Origin of the sequence: Methylorubrum thiocyanatum (assembly GCA_014138645.1) — a bacterium.
GTDB lineage: Bacteria > Pseudomonadota > Alphaproteobacteria > Rhizobiales > Beijerinckiaceae > Methylobacterium > Methylobacterium thiocyanatum.
Genome location: JACJIB010000010.1, coordinates 44,049 through 56,135, shown reverse-complemented (window position 1 = coordinate 56,135; position 12,087 = coordinate 44,049). Strand labels below are relative to the sequence as shown.

12 protein-coding genes are annotated in these 12,087 nt (G+C 71.7%); 5 read left to right on the top strand and 7 right to left on the bottom strand.

The window, feature by feature from the left end; genetic code table 11:
* Positions 1–12 precede the first annotated feature (12 nt).
* Positions 13–312, bottom strand: coding sequence for a PepSY domain-containing protein (locus HNR51_RS23560; RefSeq protein ID WP_012452553.1), 300 nt, complete (start codon positions 310–312; stop codon positions 13–15).
* Between the two features lie 196 nt (positions 313–508).
* Between HNR51_RS23560 and fliN the strand changes: the two genes are divergently transcribed.
* The 5 genes from fliN to HNR51_RS23535 all read left to right on the top strand — a co-directional run bounded on the left by fliN (position 509) and on the right by HNR51_RS23535 (position 4,388).
* Positions 509–835, top strand: coding sequence for a flagellar motor switch protein FliN (fliN, locus tag HNR51_RS23555; protein WP_012452552.1), 327 nt, complete (start codon positions 509–511; stop codon positions 833–835).
* A 22-nt stretch (positions 836–857) separates the two neighbouring features.
* Entirely contained in the window at positions 858–1,934 is a 1,077-nt protein-coding gene (locus HNR51_RS23550) for a flagellar motor switch protein FliG (protein WP_012452551.1), read from the top strand.
* Between the two features lie 37 nt (positions 1,935–1,971).
* On the top strand, positions 1,972–3,036 hold the full coding sequence (gene flhB, locus HNR51_RS23545) for a flagellar biosynthesis protein FlhB (protein ID WP_012452550.1): 1,065 nt from the start codon (positions 1,972–1,974) through the stop codon (positions 3,034–3,036).
* The gene (locus HNR51_RS23540) at positions 3,033–3,479 is read left to right on the top strand and encodes a BspJ family T4SS effector nucleomodulin (RefSeq protein WP_012452549.1); all 447 of its coding nucleotides are present in this window, start codon (positions 3,033–3,035) and stop codon (positions 3,477–3,479) included. Before flhB ends, HNR51_RS23540 begins: the two co-directional genes overlap by 4 nt.
* A 210-nt stretch (positions 3,480–3,689) precedes the next feature.
* Positions 3,690–4,388, top strand: a complete 699-nt coding sequence (locus tag HNR51_RS23535) for a response regulator transcription factor (RefSeq protein ID WP_012452548.1) — start codon at positions 3,690–3,692, stop codon at positions 4,386–4,388.
* 46 nt (positions 4,389–4,434) lie between these two features.
* Here HNR51_RS23535 and HNR51_RS23530 read toward each other — a convergent pair whose 3' ends face one another.
* From HNR51_RS23530 to fliF, 6 genes are read right to left on the bottom strand one after another with little or no spacing between them, the layout of a single operon-like run.
* A complete protein-coding gene (locus HNR51_RS23530) occupies positions 4,435–5,028 on the bottom strand; it encodes a transglycosylase SLT domain-containing protein (protein WP_182556545.1) in 594 nt (197 codons plus the stop codon).
* Positions 4,982–6,841 (bottom strand): flagellar hook-length control protein FliK, encoded by a 1,860-nt coding sequence (gene fliK, locus HNR51_RS23525; RefSeq protein WP_182556544.1) that lies wholly within the window; start codon positions 6,839–6,841, stop codon positions 4,982–4,984. Before fliK ends, HNR51_RS23530 begins: the two co-directional genes overlap by 47 nt.
* Before the next feature lie 39 nt (positions 6,842–6,880).
* Positions 6,881–8,170 (bottom strand): chemotaxis protein, encoded by a 1,290-nt coding sequence (locus HNR51_RS23520; RefSeq protein WP_182556543.1) that lies wholly within the window; start codon positions 8,168–8,170, stop codon positions 6,881–6,883.
* Entirely contained in the window at positions 8,167–9,579 is a 1,413-nt protein-coding gene (locus tag HNR51_RS23515) for a MotB family protein (RefSeq protein ID WP_182556542.1), read from the bottom strand. The genes HNR51_RS23520 and HNR51_RS23515 overlap by 4 nt, the downstream gene beginning before the upstream one ends.
* 1 nt (position 9,580) lies before the next feature.
* Positions 9,581–10,318, bottom strand: a complete 738-nt coding sequence (locus tag HNR51_RS23510) for a hypothetical protein (protein WP_182556541.1) — start codon at positions 10,316–10,318, stop codon at positions 9,581–9,583.
* The gene (gene fliF, locus HNR51_RS23505) at positions 10,318–12,030 is read right to left on the bottom strand and encodes a flagellar basal-body MS-ring/collar protein FliF (RefSeq protein WP_182556540.1); all 1,713 of its coding nucleotides are present in this window, start codon (positions 12,028–12,030) and stop codon (positions 10,318–10,320) included. Before fliF ends, HNR51_RS23510 begins: the two co-directional genes overlap by 1 nt.
* Positions 12,031–12,087: the final 57 nt, after the last annotated feature.

Genomic DNA, 12,087 nt, shown 5'->3' with positions numbered 1-12,087 from the left:
GCGTGTCCCGCCTCAGTCGTCGCTCTGCCGCTTGGCCTTCTCGACGACGGCGCCGGTCCGCGGATCGACCTGAACCTTGATGGTCCGGCCGTCCCTCTCGGCCTTGGCCTTCCACACCCCGTCATCGGCCTCGATGCTGCGCACCGGGCCGTAGCCGGCTTCCGACAGCTTGGTCAGCACTTGGTCGATCGGCATCCAGTCCTTTCCCGGCGCATCGGCGAGGGCCGGGGCGGCGAGGCCGGCGATGAGCGTAGCGGCTGCGAGGCGAGCGACGACGGTCTTGTGGGCATTCACGGTCTTGCGGGCATTCATGGCGTTCGGCTCCGGTTGGAATCGCGTGACGCCTCCTGATGTCACCGCGTGGCCCCGCGACGCTGACGCCCGCCGTCAGCGAAATGTCAGGCAGTCCGGCGCGCCGTGGACCCGTCCGGACATCCGGCGACAGCCTCGCGTCAGCCAGGCGCGCTAGACCGGCCCGACGGCCAAGCCGACCCACCGAGCCCGAGCGATGAGCAGCAGCCCCTTCCCCGAAACCGATCTCGCCGGCAACGAGCCCCGCGTCGGCGACGGGCGCAACCTCGACTCGATCCTGCGCATCCCGGTGCTGATGCAGGTCGTGCTCGGCTCGGCGACCATGCCGGTGGCCGACCTGATGAAGCTCGGACGCGGCGCCGTCGTGCCGCTCGATCACCGGGTCGGCGAGCCGGTGGACGTGATGGTCAACGGCCGCGTCATCGCCCGCGGCGAGATCGTCATCGTCGAGGAGGACAATTCCCGCTTCGGCGTGTCGCTGACCGAGGTGGTCGGCCCGTCGGCCGCCGACCAGACCACCTGAGCCTGGGCGAGAGCGGGCCGCCATGTCGTCGAGTCCCCTGGCCGCGAGCCCCGTCCCGTCGGACGCCCTGCCCGTGAGCGCCGTCGCCCCCCGTGCGGCGGCGCGGCGGCTCGATCCCGTCGATCAGGTCGCGGCGCTCCTGCTCGCCATGGGCAAGCCCGCGGCCGGGCGGCTCATCAAGTATTTCGAGCCGGACGAGCTCAAGCGCATCACCCGCTCGGCCTCGAATCTCGGGGCGGTCAGCCCCGAGCAGCTCGACACCGTGGTGGAGCACTTCTCCGCCGAATTCTCCGCCGGCAACAGCCTGATCGGCACCGCGGGCGAGATCGAGAAGCTGCTCACCGGCCTGCTGCCGGCCGACCAGATCGCCGACATCCTCGCCGACGTGCGCGGCAGCGCCACCCGCTCGGTCTGGGAGCGCCTTGGCACGGTGCAGGAGAGCGTGCTGGCGAGCTACCTCGTCAAGGAACACCCTCAGACCGCGGCGCTGATCCTGTCGAAGGTGAAGCCCGCCACCGCCGCCAAGGTGATGGGCCACCTGCCCGCGCCCTTACGCAACACGGTGATGCGGCGGATGCTGAGCTTCAAGCCCATCGTCGACGACGTGCTGCACGCGATCGAGAAGACGCTGCACGAGGACTTCATGATCAACGGCGCGCGCAATTCCGGCGCCGACACGCACGCCAAGATGGCCGACATCATCAACAAGATGGAGCGCCAGCAGATGGACGACGTGCTGACCAGCCTGGGCGAGTCGCGTCCGAAATCGGTCGAGATCCTGAAAGGCCTGCTCTTCACCTTCGACGACATCGTCAAGCTAGCGCCGCGTGCCCGCACCACCCTGTTCGACGCCGTGCCCAACGACCGCCTGGTGCTGGCGCTGAAGGGGACGGACGTCGAGTTCCGCACCACCGTGCTCAGCGCGCTTTCGGCGCGGGTGCGCCGCATGGTCGAGCACGAGCTGAACGGCGGCGAGCCGGCGGCGCAGCGCGACGTGCTGGAGGCGCGCCGCTCCATCACCGATCTGGCCATGGACATGGCCGGACGCGGCGAGATCGAGATCAATCCGGGAGGCGAGGATGAAGCGCTCATTCGCTGACCGGCGTCCCGTCCGCGCACGCCCCCGGGGCTGATGCGTGGCGGAGGAGACCGACCACGAGAGCAAGACAGAAGCCGCCACGGAGCGGCGGGTGCGGGAGGCGATCGAGAAGGGCGACATCCCGTTCTCGCGCGAGGCACCGGTCTTCGCCTCGACGCTCGGGCTGCTGATCGCGCTGGCCCTGTTCGCGCGGGGGCAGGCGTCGCAGCTCGCGCGGGACTTCGCGCCGCTTCTCGACGATCCGCGCGGCTTCGCCCTGGAGACCGGCGGCGACGCGATGCTGCTGCTCAGCCGGGTGGCGCTGGCGGCGGGGCGCTTCCTCCTGCCGATCCTGCTCATTCTGGCGGTGTGCAGCCTCACGGCCTCGCTCCTCCAGAACCTGCCGCGCTTCGTCCTCGACCGGATCCAGCCGAAATGGTCGCGGGTCTCGCCGATGGCGGGCCTCTCGCGGATCTTCGGGACGTCGGGTCAGGTCGAGTTCCTGAAATCCCTCGTTAAATTCCTGTCGGTCAGTGTCGTCGCCCTTCTGCTCCTTCGCTCGGAGCGGACCAGAGCCGTGAACGCCATGTTCGTCGATCCGAGCCAACTGCCCGAACTGATCCTGACGGTCTCGATCCGCCTCGTCTCGGCGGTGGCCATCGCCACCATCGTGATCGTCGCGGGCGACCTCGTCTGGGCGCGGCTGCGCTGGCAGCGCTCGCTGCGGATGTCGCGCCAGGACATCAAGGACGAGCACAAGCAGACCGAGGGCGACCCCTCCGTCAAGGCGCGGCTGCGCTCGCTCGCCCAGGACCGCGCCCGCAACCGGATGCTCGCCAACGTCGATCGCGCCACCGTGGTGATCGCCAACCCGACCCATTTCGCGGTGGCCCTGCGCTACGAGCCCTCCGAGAATCCGGCCCCGCTCGTGCTCGCCAAGGGGCAGGACCTCATCGCGCTGCGTATCCGTGCGATCGCCGAGGAAAAAGGCATCGCGGTGATCGAAGACAAGCCTCTGGCAAGGTCGCTGTACGATGCTGTGCAGGTCGATCAAACGATACCGGCAGAATTTTATCGTGCCGTGGCGCAGATCCTTTTCTTCCTTTTCGCGAGAGCCCGATGACCCCTCAGGTCCAACGTTTCGCGCCAGGACCGTCCGCCGTCCCGCACACCTATGCGGCGGCTGAACAGATCTTTGCCGAAGCTTTGCGCGACTTCATCGCCGAGCTGTGCCTCGTCGATGGCGGCGTGCTGATCGGCTGGATCCGCGGCGAGCGGCACGGCAACATCGCCGACGTCGTCGCCTCCTCCGCCGAGCTGTACTTCAAGGAATCGGTGCTGACCTACGCCGACGCGGCCGATGTGTGCCTGGACTGGGGCCGCTCGATGCAGGTGGTCCTCGACCTCGAATTTTCCGCCGAGCCGATGACGGTGTTCTTCAAGCTGGTGCTCGACGAGGTGTTCGCCGGCGTCGCGATCCAGCGCATCGTCGCGGAGGAGACGGGCGCGCTCTCCCTCGAAGGCTTCGCCCACGCCCTCAGCCGAGCGCGCGTCGGGCATGCCTGACGCGGCGCGAAAGCCACGCGTCCACGGCAAAGTTCGTCACTGTCTGGAATTGTACACTTCGCCCGATTGATCCCCCCGCTCTTGCCCTACATCACGCGGATGAGGCGCTGCCGGGGGCGGCGGACGATGGTTTGCCCGGCGACGCCCAAAAGCTGCCCGGATCGCGGCGCAAGGCCGGGACGATCCGGCAGGGCCAGGGGATGGTCGTCGATGTATTTTCTGGTCGATCCGCGCGATACCGTGAACGCGGGTTACAAGGCCAGCTTCGAGCGCGAGGGGATCTCCTCCTTCGCGCTCATGCCTGACGAGTTCCTGAGCTGGCTCCGGACGGCCTCCCGCACCGACCTCGAAGCGATCCAGGGCTTTCTCCTCGGCGATTTCGAGGAGCGGGCCAAATGCGCGGGCGTGATCCGCAAGCAGTCCCGTGCGCCGATCATCGCGCTCGCCGACCTGCGCTCCCTCGAACAGACCGTCGAACTCCTGGAGGCCGGCATCGACGACGTGCTGCCCAAGCCCGTCCATGTCCGCGAGATCCTGGCCCGCTCCGAGGCGATCTGGCGCCGGGTCAACGGTGCCGTGGCGGGCGCCGAGGCGGCGGAGGAGACCGGCGGCGAGACGAGGGCGGACCGGCTGAAGGTCTTCCACGACGGGCGCGATCCCGAGATCGACGGCGTGCCGCTCTCCCTGCCGCGGCGGGAGCGGCACATCCTCGAATATCTCGTGCGCAACCGCGGGCGCCGGCTCACCAAGACCCAGGTCTTCAACGTGGTCTACGGCGTCTACAGCAACGGCGTCGAGGAGAGCGTGATCGAGGGCCATGTGAGCAAGCTGCGCAAGAAGCTCGCCGAGCGTCTCGGCCACGATCCGATCGAGGCCAAGCGCTACATGGGCTACACCTATATCGGCTGAACGGGCGCCCGCCCGCCAACGCTGACCCTGCCCGGGGGACGGCGCCCTACTGGCAGAACGCCTTCGCCCCCGGTGTCCAGTTGCCGAAGCCGCTGGCCACCATGTTGGTGATGACCCGGCAGACATAGATCTTCTGCGCCGGATTGTTGTTGGGGCCGGCATGGTAGCGCGCGACCGCCAGCGTCCAGCTCCCCTCGCGCTCCTTCAGCTCCTTCAGGAAGCGGGTGGCGTATTCGACGTTCTGGGCCGGGTCGATCATCGCCTCCAGCGAGGCGAATTTTTCCCGGTGATAGTGGTGGTTGATCTGCATGCAGCCGAGATCGACCAGCCGCACGCCCTCCCGCTGCGCCTGGGCGAGGCGCTGCATCACGTCGGCGGCGCTGGTGCCGAAATACGCTTTTCCCTGGATGTTCATGGCGTAGGGCTGGAGCGAGCCGCGATTGCCGCTCTCCGTCAGCCCGACGGCGTAGAGCATGCCGAGGGGCACGCCGTGCTTGGCGGCGGCCTGCGCCATCTGGCGCTCGCAGACGCGCGACGTGTCGCCGGGCGTCGCCGCCCCGGCCGTGCCGACGATCCCGCCGAGGATCAGCGCGCTAGAGATACAGGCTGTCGCGATCGCGCCCGCGCGTATCCGATTCATGATCCTGCTCCTCGGTGGATAGGGCGGCCGCGTCCGCGCGCGGGGACGGGCGCCGGCCCGATTGATCGGGCGTCGCCGCGCCCGGCTGTCTGTCAGGCTGCCCGCCCTGGGAGCCGAAGGCGGCGAACCCCTGACCGCGCGCGCCGGACTCGCCCGGCCCGGCGCTGCCTGCCTGGATCGTCACCGCCTCGGGCTCGTAGCCGGCCTCGCGCAGCAGGCCGGAGAGCAGGTCGCCCTCCTTGCGCAGGCGCTCGGCGGTCTCCTCGCGGCTGGTGCGCAGGCTCATCTCCAACCGGCCGTCCTGCAGCCGCATCCGCACCAGCACCGAGCCGAGTTCGGCCGGATGGAGCTGGAGCGTGAGGATCTTCAGCGGCCCGGCCTCGGCGGAGGTCGGGAGCGGCCGGGCCTGCGAAACGGGCGCGGCCGGCAACTGGGCGGCGACCGCGTCGACGATCTGGCGCAGCGGCGAGGCGGGCGGCGGAGCGGGCAGAGGCGCGGTCGCACTCGCCGCCGCGTTCGCCGCGGCCTGCGGGGTCGGATCGGCGTGCGGACGCTCCGGACGCGGCGCTTCGGTCGAATCGGTCCCGGCGCTCGCGCCGCGCGCGGCGTCGGCCTCGACCCGCGGCATCGTCGCGGCAGCCCGCTCCGAGGCCGGTTCGGACCGGGCGAGCCCGGCGGGACGCTCCGCCGGCTCCGGGCCGCGCCGGACCGGGCCCCCGTTGCCCGGTTGGACGACGGCGGCCGGTTCGGTGAGGTCCGCCGACGTGGCCGCCTCGGACGGGGGCAGGGCCGTCGGCGCCGCACCGGCCGGTTCGGCGGGATCGTCGCGCAGAGCGGTGCGCGTCCGGCCCGTGGCGCTGCGATGGGCATCGGCGGCTTGCATCGCGGCGGCAACGGCCGTCGGCTGAGCGGCCGGTTCGGCGGCATGGTTCGGTCCGAGAACGGGCGTCGCCGGCGGCACGGGGGACGCCGCGACCGGATCGCCGGGCGTCGGCGCGCGCGCTGTGTCGGCCGGTGCCGGTGATCCGCTCATGGAGGCCTGGGCGGTTGGGGCGAGCCCGCCGCGGATCGCGACCGGCCGGTCCGATCCGGAGGCCGGTTCGCGGAGGTCGCGTCCCGGCGCCGGGGCCGGCATCGCCCCGGCGCTTGGCGGAAGGAGCCCGTCCGGCTCACCCGCCCGCTCCTGCGTGGCCGTCTCAGCCCGAAGGGCCGTCGCCACCCGCAGGGGCGAGGACGTACCTGCGACGCTCCGGGCCGCCTCAGCGACCGCCTTGCCGCCGGCGTCCTCGGGTGCCGGAAAGGTTGGTCGCGCGGTCGATGCATCCGGTTCGCGCCCGGTGCCCGCCTCGGCCGAGGCAGCGGCCCCACGCGGCCGAACGGGCGCGAAATGGGTCTCCAGCCCGACCATCGACATCGGCACGGCCGCCTCCGGCGGGGCGGTGTCCGGACGCGATCCCGCCCGTGTGACCGCCCGCTGCACCATGGCTTCGAGCCCGGCATCCGGGCCGAGGGCCGCGCCGGGAGACGAGGTGGGTGCCACGGGACCCGCGAGCGCCATCAGCGCCTGCAGCGCCGAGCCGGAGGTGTCGCTGCCGGACGCGATGAGGGTGACGGCCGGCTCCGCAGGCGACGTCTCCGTGCCAGTCTCGGTCGTCTCAGGCGCCGCCGCGCCGCCCGGAGCCGTCCCGCTCTCGAACGCGTCGAGCATCGCGTCGAAGCCGGGGGTGGCGCCGGAGCGATTGTCCTCGCCCGCAGGCGCACGGCCGGACTCGGGCTTCGGCCGCGGCGAGGAGAGGATGTCGAGGGACCGCATCACGGGTCGATCGTCCGGTGGTTGGAGAGCGGGCAGGGTTCAGGGCGTGCCGGTGGTGGCGTCCATGGCGCGTTCGGCCCGGGCCAGGGCCTCCTGCGCCCGCAGGAGCGAGCCGGATTCGGGGATCGGCCGGCTCGGCGAGGGCGGCGGGGCCGGGGCGGTCGCGGCGACCGGAGAGGGCGTGCGGATCTGCCGGGCGGTCGAGAGCGCGGCGTCGAGCAGCTCCGCGTCCGGCGCGGCGAGATCGGCACGGTCGAGGCTGCGCAGGGTCTCGGTGCCCTCCTCGAACCGTCCGTCCGCCACGATCAGCGCCGCGCCGCGATAGAGCCGCGCCTGCGCCGCCGGCCGTGAGTCCGGCGCGGCGAGCCCCATCGCCCGCTCGGCGGCGAACAGGGCGGTTTCCCGGCGGCCCTGTTCGAGCCCGGCCCGCGCCACGAGCAGGTAGAGATCGCGCCGGCTCTCCGGCTCGATCTCGTCGAGCATCCGCTCCAGGCTGGCGATGCGGATGCGGTCGCTGTCGAAATCGAGTCGGGTGAGCGCCCCGGCGAACCGCTGGCGGAAATTGCCGGCATAGACCGAGCGGCGGAACCGGCGCAGGTACTGGATCGCCAGCGCCTCGAAGCGCCGCGCATCCCCGCCCTGGGCGACGACGAAGATCTGGCGGCGCAGCGCCCCCTCTTCCACAAGGGTGCCGGGCGCCAGGAGCCGGGCGAGATCCAGAAGTTCAAGCGATTTGGCCGGCGCCTCGCGCACCATCAGCGCCGATTGCGTCAGCGCGAGCTGCCCGGCCAAGCCGGCGGGCATGGTGCGAGGATCGATGCCGGCGAGCTTGGCCCGCGCCTCCCGTTCGCGCCCTTCCAGATAGGCAAGTGCCCCGAGCGCCAGCGGCTGTTCCGCCTCCGGCGCCTTGCCGGACTTGAGCAACACCCGCAGAGCCGCGGGTCCGCCGCCTGCCAGCGCGAAGGTGACGGCGGCGCGCACGTTCTCCGCCTCGGCCCAGGCCTCGGGGTCGAGCTCGATCAGCCTCTGCTCGATATGGCCGAGGAGCTGGCGCTGCGCGAGATGCGCCTGCGTCGAGCCGCGGGCGATGCGGTCCTGCAGGAGCTGGAGCGTGCGCGTCAGCTCGACCGGCAGGCCAAGCGCCTTCACCGGCAGCGGCTCGATCGGTTTGGCCGGGGCGCCATGGCCGCCATGGTCGTCGGCGGCATGGTTGTCCGCGGGCGGGGCGTGGCCGTCACCGTGATCGGCAGCGGTTGCCGGAGCGGTGAGGAGGGGAAGCGCGAGGAGAGCGGCTGCGAGGGCGCGAGGCCGAAAGTCCCAAGCGGTCATTCCGGCAGGCCCCGCAGCAGGATCTCGATGCGGCGGTTCTCGGCGGCCTTCGGGTCGGCGGCGATGCGCGGCTGGCGGTCGGCGTAGCCCTCGATCCGCTCGATGCGCGCCTCGTCGAGGCCGCCGCGCACGAGCATGTAGGAGGCCATCTGCGCCCGGGCCGAGGACAGGCGCCAGTTGTCGTAGGTCTCCGAGCGGAACGGGCGGCCGTCGGTATGGCCGCGCACGACGATGCGGCCGGGGCGGCTGTTGAGGATCTTGGCGATGCGCTCCAGCGCCTTGACCACTTTCGGCGTCGGCTCGGCGGAGCCGATCCCGAACATGCTGAAATTGATCTCGTCTGTGATGCTGATGAGGACGCCCTCGCCGGTGCGGCGCACCTCGAGATGGGGCGCGGGCGCGCTGTTGGGCAGCGACGGCACGGCCCGGGCGATCTCGGCCTTCAGGGCGGACAGCGCCGCGGTCTCGGCCGCCTTCGCAGGCTGATCGGCGCCGGCCGCCGGCTCCTTCACCGCAGGGACTTCCGCCTTGGCGAGGCGCTGCGGCTCCGGCTGGGTCGGCTTCCCCTCCGTCGGCAGCGCCTTGATCTCCGGTGCCCCCGTTTCCGGAACCGCATCTGCCGCGGGCTTGGTGGGCTCGACGGGGCTGGCAGGCTCGACGGATTTGGGCGCCTCCAGCGGCATCGGCTCGGCGGATGCGAGCTTCACGCCGGCCTGCCGCATGGCCTCGTGCAGGCTCTGCCGGGCGGTGGCCTTCGGGCTCTCCTTGGGCGGCTCCTTCGCCTTAGGGGGCGTGCCGGTCTGGGCACGCGCGTCGAGGCGCGCCTCGGCCGGGGCGGCTGCGACGGTGTCGAGGGCGCCGGGATTGTCGGTGCGCTGGCGCGGCAGGGCGGCGACCTGCCAGTAGAGCGGATCGAACGGATCGCGCCCGGTCTCGCCGCCGGCAACCCCCGGCTGGCCGGCTTCAAGCGCGGCGGCATCCGCGCTCGCGGCCTCCGGACCGGCCTCGGCTTCCGCGGCGAGCTTGGCGAGGACGGCGTAGGGATCCTGGAACAGCGCGGATTCGCGGGCGCGGCTGCCCGGCGCTCCGGCCGCATCCGCCTTGCCCTCGGCGCTACCGCCGTCGCCCTTGCCCTTGCCGCTCGGTGCGGGGTCGTTGGGGGTGTCCTGCGGGTCGTTCACGCCCTTGCGGTCGTGGGTGACCTCGGCGAGCTTCACCGGGTTGAAGTACTCGGCGATGGTCTGCTTCTGCTCCTTGCTGGTGGAGTTGATCAGCCACATCACCAGGAACAGCGCCATCATCGCCGTCATGAAGTCGGCGAGCGCGATCTTCCAGGCGCCGCCGTGATGGCCGTCCTCGTGGTCGCCGTGGCGCTTGATGATGATGATCTCGTGGGCGTGTTCGGACATCTCACGCCTCCGCGACCGCCGCGGCGATCAGGCGGCTCCAGGCCGCGAGTTCGGTCTCGATCACGGTCTCGCCCGCGCTCACGCTCACCTCCGGCCCCGCATCCGCCCCGAAGGCGATGCCGGCCGAGTGCGCGCCGAGCCCTGCTTCGACGGCCGCGATCAGGTCTGCCGGTCCGCGCACCCGCACCGCCGGCCGCTGTGGCTCGGCGAGGATGCGCCGGAGGGCGGCGCCGAGTTCGTCGAGCGCCTGGCGCTGAAGCGCTTGGCCCAGCACCGGCGCGATCAGCCGGGCGACCCGGTCCGACAGGGTGGCGTCGAGCGCCTGCATCGCCGCGGTGAAGCCGGCGGCCAGGTTCTCGCCCTGCGCTTGGGTCCAGTCGCGGCGGGCCTGGGCGAGACCCTCCTCGAACACGGCCTGCTGCGCCTCCCGTTCCTGAGCGGCCTGCGCCTGCGCCTCGGCCCATGCCTCGGCCCGGCCCTGCTCGCGGCCGCGCGCCTCGGCGGCGGCGATCAGCGCCTCGCGGTCCTCCGCCGGCCGCGCGACCGCGGCGGCCGCACGGGGCAGGAACGGCGCGATCTCGGGCTCGGCAGCCGTCGGGGCCGGCGCCGGAGCGGCCACCGGAGCGACGACGGGCGCCCGGAACCACGACCCCGAGAAGTCCGGCTCGTCGGTCGCCGCCGCGGGCGGCGGCGGGGGCGCGGAAAAATCCGGCAGGTAGCGGGCGATCACCGTGTCCATCACGCCGGCTCCTCACGCATGAGCCAGCGCTTGAGCACGGCCGCGACCTGTTCCTCGTCGATGTCGATGAGCTGCTCCAGCCGCTTCTGCGGCGAGCGGGCCATCTTATCCTCCAGCTCCTCCAGCAGGCCGGCGACGCCCGGCGGGGGGAGCTTGGCCGCCTCGCCCGCGCCGATGGCGCCGGGAAGCGCGGTGCCCGGTGCGGCCAGCGCCATGCTGCCGTCGGCGGCCAGACCGGAGGCCATGCCGGCGGCGAGCGCGGGCGCGCCCTCGGGGCCGGCGAGCGCCGCGACCTCGCTCTGGGCGGCCTCCGGCGTCGCGAGGATGGCGCGCAGGGCCGGGCGAAGGCCGAACCAGATCAGCAGGCCCGCCACGACGAGGATCGTCGCCGCGTTGATGAGCGTGCCGGACTGCTTCATCATCACGTCGGTGAGCGAGAGCGGTGGCACCGGCTCCAGCGGCTGGCCGTCGTTGACGAAGCCCACCGCCGCGACCTTGATCGTGTCGCCGCGCTCCTTGCTGAAGCCTGCGGCCGAGCCCACCAGCTCCTCGATCTCGGCGATCTGCTTGTCGAGCGCGGCCTTGTCGTCGGGCCCGGCAAGCGCGGTCAGGCGCGAGCGGTTGACGAGCACCGCGACCGAGAGCCGGCGGATGGCGTAGCCGTCGCTCACCGTCTGAACGGTCTTCTGGGAGATCTCGTAATTGGTGAGATCCTCCTTCTTCGAACTCTCGTTGCTCGACTGGTCGTTGCCGTCCGAGCGGGTGCGCTGGTCGGGCAGGTTCTCCTGGGCGCTGGTCGGGCGCTGGCTGTTGCGGTTCTGCGCGTTCTCGCTCTCGCGCACGGAGCGCACCGAGCGCTCGACCCGCTGATCGGGATTGTAGATCGTCTCGTTGGTCGAGGTCTTGTCGGTGTTGAGCTGGGTCGCGACGCTGACCTCGAAATTGCCGACGCCGAGATAGGGGCTGAGCGTGCGGCGGATGTTGTCCTGCATCTCGCGGCTCACCGACTTCTCCAGCGTCGCCATCTTGCCGGTCGGCGCCGTGCCGGCATCGTCGCCCGCGAGCAGCACCGTGCCCTCCGAGCCGATCACGGTGACGCGGTCGGGCTTCATGCCGGGGATCGCCGAGGCGACGAGCTGGCGGATCGCCTGCGCGCCCGACACGTCGTCGGCGGGCTCGGTGCGCACCACCACGGAGGCCGAGGCCGGCTGCTGGTCGCGGCGGAACGAACCGCGGTCGGGAAGCACGAGGTGGACGCGGGCGGCGCGTACGCCTTTCATGCCCTGGATGGTGCGGGCGATCTCGCCTTCCAGCGCTCGCACGCGGGTCACCTCCTGCATGAAGGAGGTCATGCCGAGCGAGCCGAGATCGTTGAACAGCTCGTAGCCGGATTTCGAACTCTGCGGCAGGCCCTTCTCGGCGAGCAGCATCCGCGCCTGCGCGGTGTGGCCGAAGGAGACGAGCACCGCGGTGCCGTCGGAGGACACGTCGAAGGGGATGCCGTTGTCCTTGAGCACGCCGCCGATGCGCGAGACATCCTCACGCGACAGGCCGGTGTAGAGCGTCTCCTGCGCCGGGCGGCTGAGATAGTAGGCGCCGATCCCGACCCCGAGGAACACCAAGAGGCCGACCAGCCCGAGGGCGATCAGCCGCCTCGCGCCGAGATCGACGATGTTGCTCCACAATCTCTCGGCTTGCTCGCGACCGAACATCCCCGAACCGATCCCGTTGGCGACCTGACATGTGTCGCCGGCCTGTCTGAGGGCTCA

What these genes read in the sequence shown, in the direction of transcription:
- HNR51_RS23560 (WP_012452553.1), bottom strand. Translation starts at nt 312, where the DNA reads ATGAATGCCCGCAAGACCGTGAATGCCCACAAGACCGTCGTCGCTCGC.
- fliN (WP_012452552.1), top strand. Translation starts at nt 509, where the DNA reads ATGAGCAGCAGCCCCTTCCCCGAAACCGATCTCGCCGGCAACGAGCCC.
- HNR51_RS23550 (WP_012452551.1), top strand. Translation starts at nt 858, where the DNA reads ATGTCGTCGAGTCCCCTGGCCGCGAGCCCCGTCCCGTCGGACGCCCTG.
- HNR51_RS23540 (WP_012452549.1), top strand. Translation starts at nt 3,033, where the DNA reads ATGACCCCTCAGGTCCAACGTTTCGCGCCAGGACCGTCCGCCGTCCCG.
- HNR51_RS23535 (WP_012452548.1), top strand. Translation starts at nt 3,690, where the DNA reads ATGTATTTTCTGGTCGATCCGCGCGATACCGTGAACGCGGGTTACAAG.
- HNR51_RS23530 (WP_182556545.1), bottom strand. Translation starts at nt 5,028, where the DNA reads ATGAATCGGATACGCGCGGGCGCGATCGCGACAGCCTGTATCTCTAGC.
- fliK (WP_182556544.1), bottom strand. Translation starts at nt 6,841, where the DNA reads ATGCGGTCCCTCGACATCCTCTCCTCGCCGCGGCCGAAGCCCGAGTCC.
- HNR51_RS23520 (WP_182556543.1), bottom strand. Translation starts at nt 8,170, where the DNA reads ATGACCGCTTGGGACTTTCGGCCTCGCGCCCTCGCAGCCGCTCTCCTC.
- HNR51_RS23515 (WP_182556542.1), bottom strand. Translation starts at nt 9,579, where the DNA reads ATGTCCGAACACGCCCACGAGATCATCATCATCAAGCGCCACGGCGAC.
- HNR51_RS23510 (WP_182556541.1), bottom strand. Translation starts at nt 10,318, where the DNA reads ATGGACACGGTGATCGCCCGCTACCTGCCGGATTTTTCCGCGCCCCCG.
- fliF (WP_182556540.1), bottom strand. Translation starts at nt 12,030, where the DNA reads ATGTTCGGTCGCGAGCAAGCCGAGAGATTGTGGAGCAACATCGTCGAT.